This window comes from Rhodoglobus sp. G.S.4, assembly GCF_056619605.1.
In genome coordinates, this window is the sequence record NZ_CM152748.1 from 2,426,947 (window position 1) to 2,447,261 (window position 20,315).

The window sequence follows — 20,315 nt, forward strand, 5'->3', positions numbered from 1 at the left end:
TGGGGCTGGCGGCAGCAGCACACAGCGCGAGCCAACGGCAGCAGCGCGCAGCAGTTGCGCGCCCTGGGGAACGCCGCGGGAGCGGGCGAGCAGTTACGGCAGTACGCCGACCGAGGCGAGCGCTGCGCGCAGTAGTGACCCGCGGCCGCCCTCCATGTCGGCGGTAACCGCTTCGGATGCCGCTTCAGCTGGGCTGAGCCAGGTCAGTTCGAGAGCATCCTGGCGCGGTTCGCAGGTACCGGTGACCGGGACAACGTAGGCCATCGAGACAGCGTGCTGGCGAACATCCGTGTACTGACTGTCGCTTGGCCACGGGAAATATTCGGCGACGGTGAATGGTGTCGGGCTTGCGGGGAGCAGCGGGAAGGCCATCGGGCCGAGGTCTTTTTCGAGGTGGCGGAAAAGTGCGTCGCGCAGGCTCTCGCCGAACATCACTCGGCCAGAGACGAGGGTGCGAGTGATCTCGCCATCATTGCCGCGAACGAGTGTGCCGACCTCGGTGACGCGACCGAGCCCATCCACGCGCACAGGAACAGCCTCAACATAGAGAAGCGGGAGTCGTCTGCGGGTCTCCGCAAGTTCCTCATCTGATAGCCAAGCAGAGTTGGGGTCTGGTGTGCCGACGGAGCTCATGCTCCATTGTCACCCATAGTGCGCGGTTATCGTGCGCGCGGCGGGACACTGGATGCCAACCAGTGTCTCCGTCGCACGTCAACTTAGCCGAGCAGGTCTTTCATTTTCTTGGCAATCAGCTCGGTTGCGCGGCGGGGAGAGAACCGCGAGAAACGGTCCATGAACTTGGCGTCACCGCCGATGACGACCCGGAAAGCACCCTTCTGTAGGCCGTCAATGATCTGTTGGCCCGCATCCGCTGGGCTCGTCGTTGTGTATTCCTTGCCCGAATCAGCACCCTGAATTTCCGGCATTTCTACGCCGGAGTTTGCCGTGATGTTGGTGCCAACACCGCCAGGGAAGACGATCGTGACGGCGAGGTTCGTTCCCAGGCTCTCTGAATACAGAGCCTCGGTGAACAGCTTCACTGCGGCCTTGCTGGCGCCATAGGCGGCTTGGCCGGGAACCGGAAGGAACCCACCCATGCTCGACACGTTCAGAACGGCAGCCTCGGGTCGCTTCATGAGGGTGGGCAGGAATGCCTTCGTCATGTTCACGACGCCCCAAAAGTTCACGTTGAACACCCGCTCCATGGTGTCGAAGTCGAGTTCAGCCAGTTTCACGAATGGCTGGATGATCCCCGCGACGTTCAGCACACCATCAACCTGCCCGTGGGCCGCGATAACTTCGCCGGGCAGGGCGAGCACCGCTTGGCGGTCGGTCACATTGAGGGCGTGGGTCGTGAGCTGGGCGGATGCTGCGCCTGCCAGTTTCGCCGTCTCAGCAAGCCCTGGCTCGTTGAGGTCGACCGCCGCCACTCGGGCACCACGGGCGAGGAGTCCGAGCACCACCTCTCGACCCATTCCATTGCCACCACCGGTAACAACAAAAACTTTGTTTTCTGGCTGCATGATTCGGCTCCTTCGCCTTCGGGCTGTCAAGTGCAGTCTAGGGACCCACCTCAGCCTCAGCGGCGCCCCGTAGGCTTTGCTACATGCAGATTGATTCCTCAGCAGTGCTCTGGTCGGCTCCTGAACGTGAACGAGCCGGGCGTCCGCTGCTCGTGCTGTTGCACGGATATGGCTCCCACGAGGGCGATCTGTTTGCAATGGCACCCGGGCTTCCGCTCGAACCGGTGATTGCTTCACTGCGGGCGCCGATCCCCGAAAACGGCGGCTTTTCGTGGTTCCCCATCAATCTCAGTGGTGACGGTCGCCACAATGTTGAACTCGTGGATGACGCAGCCCGAGCCGTGCTTTCCTGGCTCGATGATCAGCAATTCACGAGTGTCAGCCTCCTCGGTTTCTCGCAGGGTGCCGCCATGGCGCTTCAACTTTTGCGGCTCGCCCCGGAGCGTTTCACCTGCGCCGTGGCACTCTCTGGCTTTGTGGTGAGTGCCGAGCACTCCGGAGATGCGGCACTCACGAGCATCCGACCGCCCGTGTTTTGGGGCCGCGGCACCGACGATGCGGTTATTCCGGCGGTGAACATTGAGCGCACCGAGGAGTGGCTTGTTGATCACACTCGCGCGGAGTCGCACATCTATGAGGGGCTCGCGCATTCGATCTCGACTGACGAGTTGAACGATCTGGTGAGTTTTCTGCACACTCACGCGTAGTGTGCCCGAACGCGTGTGGCGCGATGCCTTCGGCGAACTCTGCCGACGCCTTCGGCGAAACCCGTAGTGCGCTGTCAGCGGTTGCGACGAAGATAGAACAATGAGCGATGTGCTCGGCAAGTTTTCGCCCGCCACCCGAGAGTGGTTTGAGGGCGCGTTCGATGCTGCCACCCCGGCGCAGCTCGGCGCGTGGGATGCCGTCTCCTCCGGAGCGAATGCGCTCGTCGTTGCCCCCACCGGTTCCGGCAAGACTCTTGCCGCCTTCCTGTGGGCGATCGACCAACTCGCCTCGAGCCCTCCCCCGGCCAACCCGAAACAGCGCACTCGCGTTCTCTACATTTCTCCGCTCAAGGCTCTCGGCGTTGACGTTGAGCGCAACCTTCGCGCACCGCTCGTCGGCGTCACCCAAACCGCTCGGCGGCTCGGGCTCGGCGAGACCGACATCACCGTGGGAGTGCGCTCGGGAGACACCACTGCGCAAGACCGCCGCCTGCTTGCCCGGCTTCCTCCCGACATCCTCATCACGACTCCCGAGTCGCTGTATTTGATGCTCACCTCGGCGGCCCGCGAGACCCTCAAGAACGTCGACACGGTCATCATCGATGAAGTGCACGCCGTTGCCGCTACCAAGCGTGGCGCGCACCTTGCGCTGTCGCTGGAGCGGCTGGATGCTCTGCTCGCGAAACCCGTACAGCGCATCGGCCTCTCCGCCACAGTGCGTCCCATCGAAGAGGTTGCTCGGTTCTTGGGCGGACGCGCCCCCGTGACGATCGTGCACCCGCCGTCGGCGAAAACGTTCGAGTTGAGCGTGATAGTACCGGTGCCGGATATGACGATTCCGGGCACTGTTGCTTCGGCGCGCGACACCGCGGCGGGAGGCTCCGGCCACGATGACGAGGCGACCCCCGAGTCGACAGGTTCGCTGTGGCCGCACGTCGAGGAGCGCATCGTCGACGCGATTCTCGACCACCGTTCGACAATCGTCTTTGCGAACTCGCGGCGGCTTGCCGAACGCCTCACTGCACGGCTCAACGAGATCTACGACGAGCGGATGAGCGACGGCACGGTTGACGGTGTCGAGGCCATCACGCGATCCCAAGCCAGTGCGGATGCCGCCGCCTACGCCGCCCCGCAGCAACCGTGGAAGCCGCCCGCCCAGATGATGGCGCAGGGCGGATCCACTATGGGCGCTGCCCCGCTGCTCGCGCGTGCGCATCACGGCTCGGTCAGCAAAGACCAGCGTGCGATCATCGAAGACGACCTCAAGACGGGTGTGCTGCGCTGCGTCGTCGCCACGAGTTCGCTTGAGCTCGGTATCGACATGGGTGCCGTCGACCTCGTGATCCAGGTCGAGTCGCCGCCATCGGTCGCGAGTGGGCTTCAGCGCATTGGGCGAGCCGGGCATCAGGTCGGGGAAATCTCTAAAGGCCTACTTTTTCCGAAGCATCGCACCGACCTCATCCACACGTCCGTTGCGGTGGAGCGGATGCGGAGCGGCCAGATCGAAGCCCTCTCCGTTCCGACAAACCCGCTCGACGTGCTGGCGCAGCAAACCGTCGCCGCCGTCGCCCTCGACGAGATTGATATTGAGGACTGGTTCGACACCGTGCGTCGCAGCGCGCCCTTCTCGACCCTGCCGCGCAGTGCCTTCGACGCGACCCTCGACCTACTGAGTGGCCTCTACCCGAGCGACGAGTTTTCCGAACTGCGGCCCCGCGTGGTCTGGGATCGCGTCGCGGGAACCCTCAGCGGTCGCCCCGGCGCTCAACGCCTCGCCGTCACCTCGGGCGGCACCATTCCCGACCGCGGCCTCTTCGGTGTCTTCATGATCGGCGGCGAAGCCGGAGCGCCCGGCCGCCGCGTTGGTGAACTCGACGAAGAGATGGTCTACGAATCCCGTGTCGGCGATGTTTTCGCTCTCGGCACTACCAGCTGGCGCATCGAAGACATCACCCACGATCAAGTGCTCGTCTCCCCCGCCTTCGGGCAACCCGGTCGCGTGCCGTTCTGGAAGGGCGATGGCCTAGGCCGCCCGGCCGAGCTGGGCGAAGCTATCGGGGCGTTCACGAAAGAAATTGCGACGGCATCCGCTGACGATGCGCGCGCTCGGGCCGAGTCGATCGGGCTCGACGAGCATGCCGTGAGCAACCTGCTCGCCCTCGTCACCGAGCAGAAGTCGGCGACGGGGCACGTGCCGAGCGACACCACCCTTGTCGTCGAACGCTTCCGCGATGAACTGGGCGACTGGCGTGTGATCTTGCATTCCCCGTACGGCATGCCCGTGCACGCGCCCTGGGCGTTGGCGATTACGGCGCGCATTCGCGAACAGCTGGGAGTGGATGGCGCAGCCATGGCCGGTGACGATGGCATCGTCGTGCGCATTCCCGACACCGATGCCGCGCCGCCCGGTGCCGACCTCTTTGTTTTCGACGCTGACGAGCTCGAACAGATCGTCACGGAAGAAGTGGGCGGCTCCGCGCTGTTCGCCGCACGCTTTAGGGAGTGCGCCGCTCGCGCCCTGCTGCTACCGCGCCGCGACTCCGGCAAGCGTTCGCCGCTGTGGCAACAACGCCAGCGAGCCTCGCAACTGTTGGATGTTGCGCGCAAATACCCGAGCTTCCCCATCGTGCTTGAGACCGTGCGCGAAGTGCTGCAGGACGTGTACGACCTGCCGGCGCTGACGGCGTTGACGAAGCGCATCGCAAGCCGCGGCATCCGCGTGATGGAGACCGAGACGGAGGTGCCGTCGCCGTTCGCGCGCAGCCTGCTGTTCGGCTATATGGCCGCTTTCGTATACGAGGGTGATTCGCCGCTGGCCGAGCGTCGCGCTGCTGCCCTCTCGCTCGACCCGGCGCTGCTCGCCGAGCTTCTCGGTCGTGCCGAACTGCGCGAACTGCTCGACCCCGACGTGATCGCCCAGACCGAGAACGAGCTGCAGCGACTGGTGCCAGAGCGGCACGCTCGGGATGCTGAGGGCATCGTCGATCTGCTGCGCGTGCTTGGCCCGCAAACCGTTGCCGAGATCGAGGCGCGCTCGCTCGTGACCGGCACCGCCCTCGCCACCGACTTGGCCGGGCTCGCGAAAGCGAACCGCGTGCTCGAAGTCACCATTGCGGGCGAACGCCGCTGGGCCGGCATCGAAGACTCTGCACGACTGCGGGATGCCCTCGGGGTTCCGCTGCCCATTGGTGTGCCCGCCGCGTTCATCGAACCCGTCGATGATCCCGTCGGCGACCTCGTGAGTCGCTACGCCCGCACCCATGGACCCTTCACACTCGCGGATGCCGCAGCCCGCTTCGGCCTCGGAACTGCTGTCGTGCAGGACACCCTGCGTCGCCTCGCGGCCGATCGCCGTGTTGTCGATGGCGAGTTCCGCCCCGGCGCTACCGGCACCGAGTGGTGTTCGGTGGATGTGCTGCGTCGCCTGCGCAGTCGCTCACTCGCTGCGCTGCGGCAAGAGGTCGAGCCGGTGTCCCACGCGACGCTTGGTCGGTTCCTGCCCGCGTGGCAACACGTTTCCGCTGCCGGTGACTCGTTGCGCGGCATTGATGGCTTGGCACAGGTGATCGACCAACTGGCGGGATACTCAGCCCCAGCATCCGCGTGGGAGAACTTCATTCTGAGTGCCCGCATTCGCGACTATTCGCCCGCCTGGCTCGACGAGCTGACGACATCGGGCGAAGTGGTGTGGGCCGGGCAGGGTGCGCTGGCGCGCAGCGATGGCTGGATTAGTTTGCACCCCGCGGCGACCGCTGCGCTGACGTTGCCGGAGCCGGACCGCGATGGGCTGAGCGAGTTGCAGCAGAGCATTCTCGATGCGCTGGCCGGTGGCGGTGCGTTCTTCTTCAGGCAGCTGTCGAATCAGGTGGGCAGCACGGATGACAAGGTGCTGCTGAAGGAATTGTGGGATCTGGTGTGGCGGTCGCTCATCACGAATGACAGCTTTGCGCCGCTGCGCGCGCATCTCGGCGGCACGGCGCGGGCCACTCGGGCTCCTCGTCCAGCGCGGGCTCGGGCCTATCGCGGTCGCGTCTCGACGGTGGCGCAGGCGGGGCCGCCGAGTGCGTCCGGCCGGTGGGCGCTGCTCGAGACGGCCGAAGGAGAGACGACGGTGCGCGCCAAGTCGACCGCCGAATTGATGCTCGAACGGCACGCTGTCGTCACGCGCGGCGCGGTCGTGAGCGAAGGCATCCGTGGTGGTTTCGCCCTGACGTACCGCGTACTGAGCGGCTTCGAAGAGACCGGGCGTGCGCGCCGCGGCTACTTCATTGAGGGGCTCGGTGCTGCCCAGTTTGCGACCGGCGCGACTGTCGATCGCCTTCGTGGTTTCACTCGGGATCCGGATGCTGCGCCCCAACTTGTGGCGATCACTCTTGCTGCGACCGACCCCGCGAACCCCTACGGGGCTGCTCTTGGGTGGCCGGGGCTGGGTGGCGCGGATTCTGGGGGTGAGAGTGGTGACGCCGCTGCCGCTGGCGCGGCTGCTGCTGGCAAGGCCAGTTCTGGCGCTGGGGCGGTTGGCGACGACAGCTCGGAAGCGTGGGCTGCGACCTCGGCATCCGTGGCGGCATCGGCATCGGCAACCGCATCCGCATCCGCAAAGCCCGTTGCTGACTCCCCTAAGAAGCATCGCCCCGGCCGCAAGGCGGGTGCGATCGTCGTGATGGTCGATGGGCATCTTGCGCTCTACCTAGAGCGTGGTGGCAAGTCGTTGCTCGCGTTCGATCTCGAACCCGCCGTCGTGGATGCCGCAACTCGCTCGCTCACGAGCACCTTGCGCGGAACGCTGCCGAAGCTGCGCATCGAGAAGGTCAACGGCGATTTCGCCGTCGGCACCCCGGTGGGCAAGGCACTCGTGGAGGCTGGGTTTGTCGCAACACCGCAGGGGTTGAGGCTTCGTGCCTGAGGGTGATTCCGTCTATAAGGCGGCCGCGAAACTGCGGGCAGCGCTCGACCAGCAAGTGCTCACCCGCACCGACTTTCGAGTGCCCGCCTTTGCGACGCTCGACCTCAGCGGCAACACCGTCACGAGCGTGGTGCCGCGCGGCAAGCACCTGCTGATTCGGGTGGGCGAGCACACCATCCACAGCCACCTCAAGATGGAAGGCGTCTGGCAGATTTACGGCGCCGGCGAACGGTGGCGCAAGCCGTCCTACTTGGCTCGCGGAGTGTTGAGCACGGCGACGAAGACCGCGGTAGGTTTCGAACTGGGGCTGCTTGAAGTGGTGCCCACGGCATCCGAAGACAGCATTGTGGGTCACCTGGGCCCTGACCTTCTGGGGCCCGACTGGGATACCGAGCTCGCGCTAACAAACCTGCTGTCGGACCCAGCGCGGCCGGTAGCACTCGCCCTGCTCGACCAACGGAATTTGGCGGGCCTCGGCAATGTGTATGCGAACGAGTTGAGCTTTTTGCGCGGATTCCGCCCCGGTACACCGATCGGTGAGGTCACCGACCCGAAACGCCTGGTGGCGCTCGCACACAAGGCGATCACGGTGAACAAGGATCGCCCCATCCGCAACCTCACTGGCCTGCCGCGGGGAAAACCGCGCTACTGGGTTCATGGCCGCCGCGGTGATGCCTGCCTGCGCTGCGGCACCCGCATCGAGTCGGCGCAGCTCGGCACTGGCCCCACGGATACGCGCTTCACGTGGTGGTGCCCGAGCTGCCAGAAGTGACGTCGCTCAGCGGCGGGCAGTGTCGCACTCCGCGCAGCCTGGTCTCGCCAATAGGCTGAAGCGAGCAGGTTGATTCTGCTGCAAAAGCCAACCGGGAGCCCATGTGGGTACCCGCGAGAGAGATCATCCGTGAAGAAACAGATCAACGTCGTCGGTGCCGTTATCGTGCGCGAAGGTCTCATCCTGTGCGCCCAACGCGGACCTGGTGGAGCTTTGCCCGGGATGTGGGAGTTCCCGGGCGGCAAAATCGAAGCAGGTGAGACTCCTCACGATGCTCTCGTAAGGGAGATAAGCGAAGAGCTGGAGTGCGGGGTGGCCGTGGGTGAGCTGATCACGACCACGACTCACGAGTACGACTTCGGCATCGTGGCGCTAACTACGTTCTACTGCGAGCTGCTCGCCAGGACGCCGGTGCTAACTGAGCATGCGGAAGTTCGGTGGCTTGCGCCTGCCGACCTGAATTCGGTCGAATGGGCGCCTGCCGACATCCCGGCGGTCGAGCTGATCATCAACGCGACTGCCTGAGTGTCAGCCCGTCCGGCCGAGCCAACAGCCTTACTGATTCGCTTCCTGATGTACTTACCGAAATCGTCTCTAGCCCCCGCGACCCTCACCACCGATATGCTCGCCACATGGAAGAAGAAGCATCCTCGCAAACGCCGATCTATTTCGATCCATACTTAGACGACGAAGACGAAGCGCTTGCTGAAGTAGCGGAAGCACTAATCGCCCTCGACCCGACGGGCGCGAGGTGGGCAGCCGTTCTGCGGCATACCTACGACATGATTTACAACGGGCAAGAAACTGGTCGGTACCAGTGGAACGACCTCATGAAAACCGAGAAAACGCACTTCGGAACGCTCTTCGAAATCAACGCGCAGCGTGAATTTCGATTTGAAGGTGGCGACAAGACCGACTATAAAATTTCTGGCCACCAAGTTGATGCAAAATGGAGCCAATCCGACGGCGGTTGGATGCTACCCCCAGAAGTGTTTGAACAGCTCGCCCTTGTTGCGACAGCAAGTGACTCTGATGGCATATGGTCCCTCGGCTTGGTCCGAGTCACGCCTGAGAATCGACGCGAAAAATCAAACCGAGATATGAAGACTCAGCTCAATAAACGCGGTCGGGACGCGATTCGCTGGCTTTGGCGAAATGAGCCTCTTCCTCCGAACGTTCTACTGGCCCTCGATGCCGTTCAAGTAGCGCACATCTTCGATCATAAAAGTGGAACGCAGAGAACTCACCGGCTCTTCAGAGCAGCAGAGGGAATGATCGTACATCGCAGCACCGTGGCAACAGTCAGCATGCAGATGGACCCACAGAAGCGCGTGCGCTATAGCGGGGGCTCACGCGACGCACTTCAGCCTGAGGGCATCGTAATTCTCAGCGGTAAGTACCACGCAGGCACGGCTAACGATCTTGGTGTCCCCGTGCCGGGGCCGCTTGAGTACATAGCGGTGCGTGTCGTTCCTTCTGAAAACGACGAAGGCGCGATTATGAGCGGATCGAGGTGGCGCAGAGCGACTGCTACCGACCCTGTAGTCTCAGCGCCGCTCGTCCCGGAGCGCGGCACCCGCGATAAGTGGACCTAGGCGACGATTTTCAGATTGCTCGCTACTTTTCCAGCCCCGAGAGCATTTCGAATTGAGACGCCGATTCCGGCCGCAACCGGCGGAGGGAAAGCGTTGCCAATCTGCCGATAGGTCGAAGTTTTAAGCCCGGCGAACTTCCACTCCTCGTCAAACCCTTGCACAAGCGCAACCATCTGGTTGGTTAGACGCGGAGTGTGATCCAGCGGGTGGTCAGACGATGGCGCTTCGTTTGCAATTCCTTTGCCATCCACACCCAATGCGAGCCAAGCTTGCTTTGCACGAGTCGGGCCAAGATCAGCTCCACCGTGCTTCTTGGAACCACCAACTACAGTGGGCCCGATTCCATCGGCCCGCGTAGCCCAAAGGTCGGCACCGGACCAGCCGTTGGCGCTCATCAAGGGATGGAGCGTCTTACCCACGACTGCCCGACGGCCTATAGGGCTGGGCCATTCAAAATTCTCTATCCGTCCGCCTCTAAACGCCACGAGAATAAATCTCGGCCTCAGCTGCGGCACCCCAAATTCTGAACTGAAAAGCAACTGCCATGAGGCTTGGTAGCCCATTCGGTGAAGCTGGGAAAGAATTGAGTCACGGTAAGGAGCAAACCGAGCTGAAGCTAGTCCTCGCACATTCTCAAGCATTACAGCGCTGGGCTTCGCCTCGTCGACGAGTCTCAAGGCTTCTGGGAACAGGTCTCGTTCGTCCGCAGCTCCAAGCTGTTTGCCAGCCATGCTAAACGGAGGACAAGGAACCCCACCCGCGAGCAGGTCAATACCGCGATATTTCATGCCACTGACTTCTCGGACATCGCCTTCCTGAACCATCCATCCAGGGCGGTTCAGGCGAAGCGTTGCAGCCGCGTCACGGTCAATCTCTACCGCGAGCTCATGAACAAATCCAGCCTTCTCAAGCCCGGAGGACTGCCCACCTGCGCCCGCGCAAATCTCGAGGACGCTAAGGCTCGAAGACGACATCAATTTCTCCATGGTGTGTTTTGCGACCCTCGACTTCAGGTCCATCATCAGGCTACCTTGCGGTGAGCGTCTGACATTGTTCGACCGGCTTCCAACCGAATATCAATCCGTAGTCCCCCGTGATCGATATCTCACGTCGACCCGTCGTAGCCGCATGGTCAGAATCGGCTGCCAGATCTGTTCCATCCTCGCGGCTGAAAGCCTGTCCCTATTATTGAGCGGCAGCGCAAGAAGGATCCGGCTGAAAAGAAGAATCTCAACGAGAATTTCTCAAGGGAGATTGACTAAGATGAGAAGGTTATCGGAATAAGGGACTCAGCATGGAATATGGCTCGAAGCTCAACGTCGACGCCCGCCAAGAATTTGTGGACTCTGCTAAGAGACTCGGCAAAAACGAGAGCGACTACCCGAACTTGCTTCAAGCCTACGCAACGACGCAACAAGCAATAGCGAACGCTCGGGCGCATCTCGCTGCAGCGAAGCTAGACAGTTGCGTAGATGTTCTCGGCCTGGGTTCAATGGGGCGGTTTGAGATGTCCGAGCAGTCTGATCTGGACTACCTGCTCATCTGCAACAGCGTTGAAACCCATGATCACAGTCAAGATCTATCGGATGCGGATCATTTGCGATCTGTCGTGGTGCCGGGTGTCGAGCTTGAGAAACCGGGATCAACAGGATTATTCGGCAACTGGATCGCGGCCACGGACCTCTACGAGGTAATTGGGTTAGATGCCGACACTAATCCCAAACATTCACGTCGTGTCCTCGTTCTCGAGGAATCCGTCTCGTTGCTACAACCTTCCCTACACGAGGATCTATTGCGCACAATGGTGAGTCGATACGTAGAAGCTTTGCCATTAGGGCAGTCGAGCGTGCCCAGATTTTTAGTTAATGATCTTGCTCGATACTGGCGTCAACTAACTGTTGATTACCAGGCAAAATCTGAGTCCGGCGACCCAAGTACGCTAAGGCGGCTTAAACTTATTGGTCCGAGAAAATTCACTTATGCTTCGTCCGTCATTCCGCTATTGACGCTCGAACTACGTGACCTAGACTACGAACAGATCGTCGATCGTCTTGTCGATGTGTTTAAGACTCCCCCAACTCTTCGCTTCCTCAACGAACTCGAGTATCTTAGAGATAACGAGGGCGCCGACTCAGCGGTCGAAGAAGGGCTGAAGGCACTCAAAACTATCGACAACTTCAATGGGCTTCTTTCGAATCAAGTTTGGCGGGAAAAGGTTCAACAAGCATCTTCAAGGGTGGAAGCCGAAGAGCTAGACGAGTTCAAAGAGGCGAGAGAGTTAGCTCGCAGCCTACAAGTTTCGTTTGAAGCATTGTTCTTTTCAGAAGCTCTAGAAAAGTTGACAAGAAAGTATCTGGTTTTCTAATGGCATATCAAAATGCTTTGGCAGAGTGGCCAGTTGGAGGCAGCGAGGATTGCATCGACTGCGGCTTTGGCCTTTGGCTGCCCATTCTTGGGATGACAGAATCCTCGATAGGCCTTTATAGCGATGCACGCTTTCCAGGTCGGTGCATCCTCAGCATGCGTAATCATTTCGATCACATTACAGATGTTCCTCCATTAAGTTTGATGACCTTCATGGAAGAATTGCAGTTCAGCGTCGATGCCATCAAAGCTGCTACCGGGGCGAAGCGAGTAAACGTCGCAATTTTGGGAAATGCCGAAAGCCACGTTCACGCGCATCTCATCCCTCGCCGCCCTGAAGACGAGCCGAAGCCCAAAAAAGCACCTTGGGAGGACACACGCGTTAAGGACAAACTCCCAATTGCACAGGAATCAAGTCTCGTGACAGCTATCCGCGATGCACTTGAGATATCGCTCGCCGCGAGCGCCAAGCCTGTCAGAGCTCCGCTAAATCGGCCTTCCTCGCGAACCTCAACATCGAGAAATGCGAACATAACGTTATTCGACCTTCTTGCTGAACACTAGTTGAATAGTTCAGATTGTTTTCGCGGTTGAATAGACAATCGAGCATGCAAAGTTTCGTCGATCTGTGCGCTGGCGCCGGCGGGCTTTCTTTGGGGCTGCAAAACGCCGGCTTCGTACCGCTGCTGGTTGCCGAATCTGACACGGATTCGCGTGCAACCCTGCGGGCAAATACCACTTGGCAAGTCGTATCTGAACTCAACGCTGAAACGATGGGGAAGCCCGAAATAAGCATCATCGCAGGCAATCTTTCGAGTACGGGAATCGGCGCCGCGGGTGCCGCGCTTCGCTTGAAAGACCGCGTCGACTACGTGAACGCCATCGAGTTGATTCGGTCAGTGCAGCCAAAAGCCGCCTTACTCATAAATGTGGGCAGTTTACTGGGCCAACGATTTACAGGCTTCCGGAGAGAATTAGAATCAACCCTAATCAATCTTGACTATCAGGTAATTTGGAGAACGATAGATAGCGCTGATTTTGGACTCGCACAATCACGGAAGCGCGTTGTGCTTCTGGCGCTTAAGGCGGGATCTTTTTCGCGCTTTGAATGGCCCTTGGGCACCCCTCGAATACAGAACGTGGGCGAGGCGCTTCTTCCGCTAATGGCAGAGAACGGCTGGCCGGGAGCAGTGCAGTGGGCCAAATTCGCCTCGGACCTTGCCCCGACTATCGTCGGCGGCTCCAAGCTTCACGGCGGCGCTGACCTCGGCCCAACCGGAACAAAGAAAATTTGGTATTCGCTCGGTGTTGACCCGCGAGGAATTGCTGATTCTGCCCCTAGCGCTGATACCCCGGCGAGGGCGATGCCGCGACTTACAAACCGAATGTTAGCCACGCTGCAGGGCTTTCCGGAGCAGTGGCACTTCGAAGGCAGAAAGACATCGGTATACCGACAAATTGCGCGCGACTTTCCTCCGGCCATTGCAGAAGCGATCGGCGTCGAAGTTCTCAATGCACTCGTCAACAAGAGTGCCGACCATCACCGCGAGTAGCGCAATCAAGCCACCACCGCGGACGCACAACGGTGATCTGACAGAACGATCGTGCGTCAGCTCTTGGACAACTTTCCCACCACGGAACTTGAATTTACCCCGATAACCTGCATCGGCATATGCTAAATGAAAATCCACGCCGATCTGCGACTGCTAATTAGCCGGGGCGCGGCTTGATTTCTTTCGCAGCTGGCGACCACCAGAAAGTCAGCACCCCCTGCCACACTAGCCACGTGACAGATACCCGCACTGAGGCCCTGACCGTTCTTCGCACGCTTGTGGGCAATGAGACTGCCGATTTTCATGAGGGACAGTTTGAGGCGATTGAGACGCTCGTCGATGGGCGCCGCCGGGCGCTCGTGGTGCAGCGCACCGGGTGGGGAAAGTCCGCCGTCTACTTCGTCTCTACGCTGCTCATGCGCCGGCGAGGGGCGGGCCCTACCGTGCTCGTGTCGCCACTGCTCGCGCTGATGCGTGATCAGATTGCCGCGGCATCCCGCGCCGGAGTTCGGGCCGTCGCCATCAACTCCACCAACCCGCACGAATGGGCTGAGGTTCAGCAGCAGCTCGCCAACGACGAAGTCGATGTGCTGCTCGTCTCGCCCGAACGCCTCAACAACCCCAGCTTTCGCGACAACCAACTGCCCGCCCTGATCAACCGCATCGGGATGCTCGTCGTCGACGAAGCGCACTGCATCAGCGACTGGGGCCACGACTTTCGCCCCGACTACCGCCGCCTGCGCGAACTCATCGCCACCATGCCCGCCGGCGTACCCGTGCTCGCCACCACCGCCACCGCCAACTCTCGCGTCGTCGCCGACATCGCCGCGCAGCTCGAAGGCGGCGCGACAGGTGGTGCAGCCGGCGGCAACGACGGCGCTACCGCCATCGAAAGCTCCGCGAGCGCCACCGAGAGCACAGCCGCGGCAGGCACCGAAGTCGTCACCATCCGCGGGCCGCTCGCGCGAGCATCCCTGCGCCTGGGCGTACTGAAATTGCCGGATGCCCGCGCCCGCCTCGGCTGGCTGCTGAGTCACCTCGCCGAACTGCCCGGCAGCGGCATCATCTACACGCTCACCGTGTCGGCCGCCGAAGACACCGCGCGACTGCTGCGCGACAGCGGCATGGACGTGCGCGCCTACACCGGCAAAACCGACCCGCAAGAACGCGAAGAGTCCGAACAGGCGCTCAAGAACAACACCGTCAAAGCGCTCGTCGCCACCAGCGCCCTCGGCATGGGATTCGACAAGCCCGACCTCGGCTTCGTCATCCACCTCGGTGCGCCCTCCTCCCCCGTCGCCTACTACCAACAGGTCGGCCGCGCCGGGCGTGCCACCGACAACGCCGACGTGCTGCTGATGCCCGGGCCCGAAGACCGCGACATTTGGGAATACTTCGCCACCTCATCCATGCCCGACCAAGCCAATGCCGAACTCGTGATCTCCGAGCTCAGCGCCGCCGCCAACGCTGGGGCCGGGCCCGTCTCCACCCCCGCGCTCGAAGCGCGCGTAAACCTGCGCCGCAGCCCCCTCGAACTCCTGCTCAAAGTGTTGGATGTCGACGGTTCCGTCGCCCGTGTGCAAGGCGGCTGGACCGCCACCGGCCAGCCCTGGAGCTACGACGCCGAACGCTACGCCGGAGTCACCGCCGCCCGCCGCGCCGAACAACAAAACATGCTCGACTACGAACAACTCCCCGCCGGCACTGAAGGCTGCCGCATGGAATTTCTGCAACGCGCCCTCGACGACGACACCGCCACCCCCTGCGGCCGCTGCGACAACTGCGCCGGCATCTGGTACCCCACCGACATCACCACGGATGCCACCAGCCGTGCCACCGCCACCCTCGACAAAGTCGGCGTACCCATCGAACCCCGCGCCCAATGGCCCACCGGAGCCGACAAAGTTGGCGTGCCCGTGCGCGGACGCATCACCCCCGACCAACGCGCCAGCGAAGGCCGCGCCCTCGCCCGCCTCACCGACCTCGGCTGGGGCGGCACCCTGCGCACCCTCTTCGCCCCCGGCACCCCCGACGCACCCGCAAGCCCCGCGCTCGTGGCAGCCTGCGTCCGCGTGCTCGCCGATTGGGGCTGGGATGAGCGCCCCGTCGCCGTGGTTTCGATGCCGTCACGCAGCCGACCACAACTCGTGGCATCCGTCGCCGAAGCCCTCGCCAGCGCCGGCAAACTGCCCTACCTCGGAACGCTCAGCCACACCGGTGGCGGGCCCACCGGCGAACCCGGCGGTAACAGCGCCTACCGGCTCGCGAGCGTGTGGGGACAATTCGAGTGGGCCGGTGGCAACGGTGCAGCCGGAAGCGCCGAGGGCTACACCGAGGGCACCGCATCAGCCGCAGGCAACCCGCTACCCCACGGCCCCATCCTGCTCGTCGATGACCTCGTCGACTCCCGCTGGACCCTCACGATCGCCGCGAAAGCACTCCGCGAAGCCGGGGCGGATGCGGTACTGCCGTTCGCGCTAGCCCTGCGCGGGTAGCTCCCAGCAAAAAATCGTGTCGGTGCGCCGGCAAAAAGCTACTCTGGAAGCTATCGCAACGCTGCCGCCGCAGCGCGATCAGATGTCGCCATCGATACACAGGGGCAGTTTGCGGATCGCCTCGACGACAGCTGATGCTACAACCCATGCGGATCGATCCTCGCCAAACTCTTCTCTGGCCTCCGCAAATGCCGCTATCGCTCCATGCCGCGTGTGCTCAACGATCGCAACCGCTTGTTCGGTGGGCACCTTCAGACGGCGGCCCACTTTCACTAGGTCGGCAGTTGACACCGTGTCAGATCGATATTTGCCGTTGACGCTCATCGGAAGCAGAACAACTTCGTCGTCCGCACGATGTGGCGCGTACGTGGCCAGGTCATAAAGCGGAGCCAGCGCCACAGTTTCGTTTTCCAGGAGGAGCGAGTAGTTCTTAGCATGAGCATCTGTGCCGCCGACGACGACGTTAAAAACAAACGCTTTGAAGAACTCCACAGAGGCTTCATACCGGTCCGAGGCAATCGGGAACAATTCCGTCAGGCGGGCAAAATCTCCCACTCCTGGCCCGCCCTCCGTGCGCTGGTATTTTTTGGCCGGAGTAGCCCCCAGTGCCTGGCACAAGTCCTCTTGATGGAGTCGGCGCCATCGTCCGCCAGAAATAGCTCTGTCGTATCGCTTGGATACAAAGGTGCTCACGTTCCCGAAGTTCCGAACATAGCTCTCCGAAACATTCAGGCCTAATGTTCGGGCTGCAGTCATCGTCAGCTGTTCGATGACATCGATGTCTTTCATGTCGCCAGCGTTTGGCTTGAAGATGTGTGTCGTCGGAGTCGCGTCGTCAGGCAATCCCCACCGCCCGGGAGCCAGCTCGTGTAGCGCGATCTTTGGTTGGGCCCCTGCCAAGCTGAATCGCCCATCCGCGCGCTTTATCGGCTTGCCGTCGCGATACTCACTTATTGTCTCGTTCAGTTTTTCTTCTACTTGCTGGTCACTTAGCTCAGCAACTCTGTTCCGCGTGCCTACGGCATCAGTCGAATTAGCTCCTTTGGGCATGAACTGAAGCGCTCCGGCAACATCCCTTCCGACATGTTCGAGCATCGCAAAGGGGCTCGCAGCCGACACGGAGTACGTACTTGCGATCGCTGCAAGTGCTTGGGCATTGTCGGGGAGCAGCCCTTGGAGAAACGGTAAAACCACGCGGTTCTTGTGCTCTTTTACTTCGACTGGCATTGACATCGAGAGTGGCGTCGGATTGGCGCGTGCCGCATAAGACTCGTCGTATGAGAATGTTAGTGCGCCATTGGACGTCATCTGAGCGGTCCCGGCGAGGTCGCCGTCCAGATAGACGTCAAGCTGTCGGTTTGGCATGGCCGCCCTCGTTTCGCATTCGGGTCTCCGAGCGCGTTAGCGGCTGGAGTTCTACTTCGTAACCAAGGGCTTGAAGCACATCGAGAACTTTGCTCGCCTCAACCGTAGATTTGCCGCGCTCGAAGTCCATGAGCCATTTTCGAGAGACGAATGCTCGTTCGGCGAGCTGCTGCTGGCTTAGCCCCTTTTCGGCGCGGAGCTGCTTCACGCGCGCGCCCATTGCCCGTACATTTTTCATTGATTGCCCCTTGCCAGCACACGGCGGGTGTGTCACCGTACGGTTCTATTATTGCTGGGTCACCGTACGGTGTCAATGCTAAATGTCACCGTACACAGACATCAAAGAATGATCTCGTACGGTGACATTTGTGCTGCACGGAATTCACGCGCCACACGTTGGCAACGACATGGCTGCATCGTGAAATGCATGGGGACGGAGCAGACGGAATCGTGGTGAGCGGAAACACAGCGGCGGCTCTGCACGGAATCGGAGACCTCCTCCCCACCTCCTATGTATTCACTTCGCCCGCCCGTCGACAGTCGCAACGCCCCGAGATCCGATTCAAGCGAAGGCTCCTCGCCGCCGACCAGATCACTCTCGTAGCCGGGATTCCGACCACTGGAGTTGAGTGAACGATCGCAGACCTGGTGCACGACAAAGAAGACCTGAGCCTAGTCGGGGATCTCGTTGGTGACGCGCTGCGTTCCGGCACCATTCAACTGGATTTTCTTGCAGTCCTACTCAGCCCCTTCGCCGCACGAAATGGACTTCCCAAAGACGACGGACTCGCGCTACTGAGGAAACTGCTAGAGCTCGGTCACGTCGATGTTGCATCCCAGATCAAGCGAATGGCTTCAAACCCAGCGTGGCTCTCAGCGACCTCCCCCGCCGACGTAACAGCGCCATCCGAAGCACTCGCAGAGGCGATCGAAAGTTCGCAACGCCTCACATCCGACGACGACATACGATCCGTGCAAGCACTCGTGAAAGATGTCAACTCGCTGCAGCGTCTCGCGACGCAGAGCCAGGCCCCCGATGCAGACTGAAGACTCTCCGCACCCCAACGGACGCGGCGTCCAGACAGCAATAGAAAGTGCCGCCAAGCGAGACGTGCGAGCCAAGACGGTCGGTGTCGGTGATCTGATCCGACAAGCGACGTTTGACCGATTCCTCTACAGAGTGTTTTCCGTTCAGCCGCCCAAGTTCGTACTCAAGGGCGGCCCCGGGATGCTCGCTTGGCCTCTCTGACTGTTGGATGACTTCCCAACCGCGTCAGCCGCCGAGGAACGAGTCCAAGCGATGCTCAACCCGATATTGGACGAAACAGTTGCGAACGGCTGGTGGGAGCCAGACGCTGGGATCTGGATGAAGTCACACTGAGCTCATCTGCGCAACCTGTCATTAATTAATGGCCGCGAAGCAGGTGCAGAAGCCGTGCTCCCCTTCGCACTCGCGCTTCGCTGTTAGCTCCCCACAATAAATTGTGCCGCCTGTCCGGCAAAAAGCTACTCTGGAAGCTATCGCAACGCTGCCGTTGCAGCGCGATCGGAGGTCGCCACAGTGTCAGATTCCTACACCAAGCCCCACAATTTCGCCCTCGGCGCGTTCCTCTCCGTGCTAGCAATACCCCTCGCAATCGCCGCAGCAACCTTCGTCGGCCTGCTGGGAACAGGCATCGCGGCCGCCGTCGCCGCCGTCGGGATGTTTGCGGCATTTCAACTCTTCGCCCTAGGCTCCCATGGCCCAGTCAGTCGAGGCAGCGACTTTCTCTTCACCCTCATCGTTGGCGCCATCGCCACCACCCTCGGAGCCCTCTCGGGACTACTCACTGACGCCTACAGTTCCTACGTTGCCGGCGGCGGCACCAGCGGCATCCTCGAAAACCTACTCGCCGGGCGCATCGACCTCCCCTTCCCCAGCCGCCCAGAAGAGATTGCGGTCCCCCTCACCATCACCGCTGTCCTCGCCGTACTCGCGATCGTCATGAATGCGGCCAAAGCCCTCGCTGTTCACCGCGACAACATCATGGCCAAAGCCAACACCGTCACAAGAACAGCCACCAGCCACCTAGAGACATCACGAACCGCGCTGACATCATCCGCCAAGAACTCAGCCAACGCCGCGAACCAATTCGCCAACCACGTCATGACCATCAATTCCTCGTCCCCTGGCATCGTGCTCAACGGCAAACCACTCGAACAACTGCAATCCAAGACACACCTGTGGCGCGACCTGCGCGAGAAGATCTACAAAGCAATCCGGGGTTAGGAACAGCCCCGCACAACACAGCACGCTGGCCCAAAAGCCAGAACCCTGCCGTCAGCAGCAGTTCGCACCGAGAGGTGTATTCGGAGAAATACTTAGCTATTCTAGGGAGTATCGAAAAGGTGCTCGGTGAGAGATTCCCGCCGCACCCGCAGAGGTGATCAGCGTGTCAGGAATGTACACAAACCCCGGCCCCGGAAACTACGCGACCGCCAAAGGGCGCATGTTCGAAGCCCAAGCCCAAGCCGCGAGCGCCCACATCGGCGGCAACATCCTGCCCCGACCAGAACGCCCCTACAGCTACACCCGCGGAATACTATTCTCGCTACTCACCATTCCCATCGCTGCAGCACTCGTTGCCACCTTCGGACTCAACTCCCCCGCCGCCGCCGTAGCCACCACCCCCATCGCCATGATCGCCGCCTACAGACTCTTCGGCTACGGATCCGGGCGCACCCCCGTCACCGGGCGAGACTTTCTTGCGGCAACCGGAATCGGTGCCATCACGTTCATCATCGCGATCATCATCAGCCACCCCTATAGCCTGTACCTCTCCTACCTTTACGCGGACGGAGCCGGAAGCATCCTGAGCCCAGCATTCGTCACCTACCTCTCAACACGGCTCAATGAAAACCCCGGACAGATCATCATCCCCATAGCCCTCGTGACCGTAGTCGCTGCGGTGATCGTGTTCAGAAGGGCACGAGCCGCCCGCACCCAAGCAACGCCAACGCCGACGCCAACGCCGTAGTTGTCTGAACTGGATCAC

At 61.4% G+C, this 20,315-nt stretch carries 18 protein-coding genes; 13 read left to right on the forward strand and 5 right to left on the reverse strand.

What is annotated here, in order from left to right; genetic code table 11:
• Positions 1–93 precede the first annotated feature (93 nt).
• Both AC061P_RS11990 and AC061P_RS11995 read right to left on the reverse strand, forming a co-directional pair.
• Positions 94–633 carry an NUDIX hydrolase family protein gene (locus AC061P_RS11990; protein WP_449647488.1) on the reverse strand — a complete coding sequence of 180 codons (540 nt, stop codon included), beginning with the start codon at positions 631–633 and terminating at the stop codon, positions 94–96.
• An 83-nt stretch (positions 634–716) separates the two neighbouring features.
• Positions 717–1,523, reverse strand: a complete 807-nt coding sequence (locus AC061P_RS11995) for an SDR family NAD(P)-dependent oxidoreductase (protein WP_480391281.1) — start codon at positions 1,521–1,523, stop codon at positions 717–719.
• Between the two features lie 83 nt (positions 1,524–1,606).
• Between AC061P_RS11995 and AC061P_RS12000 the strand changes: the two genes are divergently transcribed.
• The 5 genes from AC061P_RS12000 to AC061P_RS12020 all read left to right on the forward strand — a co-directional run bounded on the left by AC061P_RS12000 (position 1,607) and on the right by AC061P_RS12020 (position 9,503).
• Positions 1,607–2,230, forward strand: coding sequence for an alpha/beta hydrolase (locus tag AC061P_RS12000; protein WP_480391282.1), 624 nt, complete (start codon positions 1,607–1,609; stop codon positions 2,228–2,230).
• A 100-nt stretch (positions 2,231–2,330) separates the two neighbouring features.
• Positions 2,331–7,136 carry an ATP-dependent helicase gene (locus AC061P_RS12005; RefSeq protein WP_480391283.1) on the forward strand — a complete coding sequence of 1,602 codons (4,806 nt, stop codon included), beginning with the start codon at positions 2,331–2,333 and terminating at the stop codon, positions 7,134–7,136.
• Positions 7,129–7,908: a DNA-formamidopyrimidine glycosylase family protein gene (locus AC061P_RS12010; RefSeq protein ID WP_480391284.1), complete on the forward strand. Its 780-nt coding sequence runs from the start codon at positions 7,129–7,131 to the stop codon at positions 7,906–7,908. Before AC061P_RS12005 ends, AC061P_RS12010 begins: the two co-directional genes overlap by 8 nt.
• Before the next feature lie 129 nt (positions 7,909–8,037).
• Positions 8,038–8,433, forward strand: a complete 396-nt coding sequence (locus tag AC061P_RS12015; protein ID WP_480391285.1) for a (deoxy)nucleoside triphosphate pyrophosphohydrolase — start codon at positions 8,038–8,040, stop codon at positions 8,431–8,433.
• Positions 8,434–8,540: 107 nt separating this feature from the next.
• Positions 8,541–9,503, forward strand: a complete 963-nt coding sequence (locus AC061P_RS12020) for a NaeI family type II restriction endonuclease (protein WP_480391286.1) — start codon at positions 8,541–8,543, stop codon at positions 9,501–9,503.
• Here the strand turns inward: AC061P_RS12020 and AC061P_RS12025 are convergent.
• Positions 9,500–10,477 carry a DNA cytosine methyltransferase gene (locus AC061P_RS12025; RefSeq protein ID WP_480391287.1) on the reverse strand — a complete coding sequence of 326 codons (978 nt, stop codon included), beginning with the start codon at positions 10,475–10,477 and terminating at the stop codon, positions 9,500–9,502. The genes AC061P_RS12020 and AC061P_RS12025 overlap by 4 nt on opposite strands.
• Before the next feature lie 320 nt (positions 10,478–10,797).
• On the opposite strand from AC061P_RS12025, the gene AC061P_RS12030 reads away from it, so the two are divergent.
• The 4 genes from AC061P_RS12030 to AC061P_RS12045 all read left to right on the forward strand — a co-directional run bounded on the left by AC061P_RS12030 (position 10,798) and on the right by AC061P_RS12045 (position 15,915).
• Complete coding sequence (locus AC061P_RS12030; RefSeq protein WP_480391288.1) at positions 10,798–11,868, forward strand: hypothetical protein; 1,071 nt, start codon at positions 10,798–10,800, stop codon at positions 11,866–11,868.
• Positions 11,868–12,431 (forward strand): HIT family protein, encoded by a 564-nt coding sequence (locus AC061P_RS12035; RefSeq protein ID WP_480391289.1) that lies wholly within the window; start codon positions 11,868–11,870, stop codon positions 12,429–12,431. The genes AC061P_RS12030 and AC061P_RS12035 overlap by 1 nt, the downstream gene beginning before the upstream one ends.
• Before the next feature lie 44 nt (positions 12,432–12,475).
• On the forward strand, positions 12,476–13,420 hold the full coding sequence (locus AC061P_RS12040; protein WP_480391290.1) for a DNA cytosine methyltransferase: 945 nt from the start codon (positions 12,476–12,478) through the stop codon (positions 13,418–13,420).
• A gap of 233 nt (positions 13,421–13,653) precedes the next feature.
• Positions 13,654–15,915 (forward strand): RecQ family ATP-dependent DNA helicase, encoded by a 2,262-nt coding sequence (locus AC061P_RS12045; protein ID WP_480391291.1) that lies wholly within the window; start codon positions 13,654–13,656, stop codon positions 15,913–15,915.
• 78 nt (positions 15,916–15,993) lie between these two features.
• Here AC061P_RS12045 and AC061P_RS12050 read toward each other — a convergent pair whose 3' ends face one another.
• Positions 15,994–17,280 carry a HipA domain-containing protein gene (locus AC061P_RS12050; protein WP_480391292.1) on the reverse strand — a complete coding sequence of 429 codons (1,287 nt, stop codon included), beginning with the start codon at positions 17,278–17,280 and terminating at the stop codon, positions 15,994–15,996.
• A complete protein-coding gene (locus tag AC061P_RS12055) occupies positions 17,261–17,518 on the reverse strand; it encodes a helix-turn-helix domain-containing protein (protein ID WP_480391293.1) in 258 nt (85 codons plus the stop codon). The genes AC061P_RS12050 and AC061P_RS12055 overlap by 20 nt, the downstream gene beginning before the upstream one ends.
• Before the next feature lie 215 nt (positions 17,519–17,733).
• Between AC061P_RS12055 and AC061P_RS12060 the strand changes: the two genes are divergently transcribed.
• From AC061P_RS12060 to AC061P_RS12075, 4 genes are all read left to right on the forward strand, one after another.
• On the forward strand, positions 17,734–17,913 hold the full coding sequence (locus AC061P_RS12060; RefSeq protein WP_480391294.1) for a hypothetical protein: 180 nt from the start codon (positions 17,734–17,736) through the stop codon (positions 17,911–17,913).
• Between the two features lie 15 nt (positions 17,914–17,928).
• Complete coding sequence (locus AC061P_RS12065) at positions 17,929–18,327, forward strand: hypothetical protein (protein ID WP_480391295.1); 399 nt, start codon at positions 17,929–17,931, stop codon at positions 18,325–18,327.
• Positions 18,328–18,841: 514 nt separating this feature from the next.
• Positions 18,842–19,549, forward strand: a complete 708-nt coding sequence (locus tag AC061P_RS12070; protein ID WP_449647503.1) for a hypothetical protein — start codon at positions 18,842–18,844, stop codon at positions 19,547–19,549.
• Between the two features lie 172 nt (positions 19,550–19,721).
• Complete coding sequence (locus AC061P_RS12075) at positions 19,722–20,297, forward strand: hypothetical protein (protein WP_449648206.1); 576 nt, start codon at positions 19,722–19,724, stop codon at positions 20,295–20,297.
• The last annotated feature ends 18 nt before the right edge of the window (positions 20,298–20,315 follow it).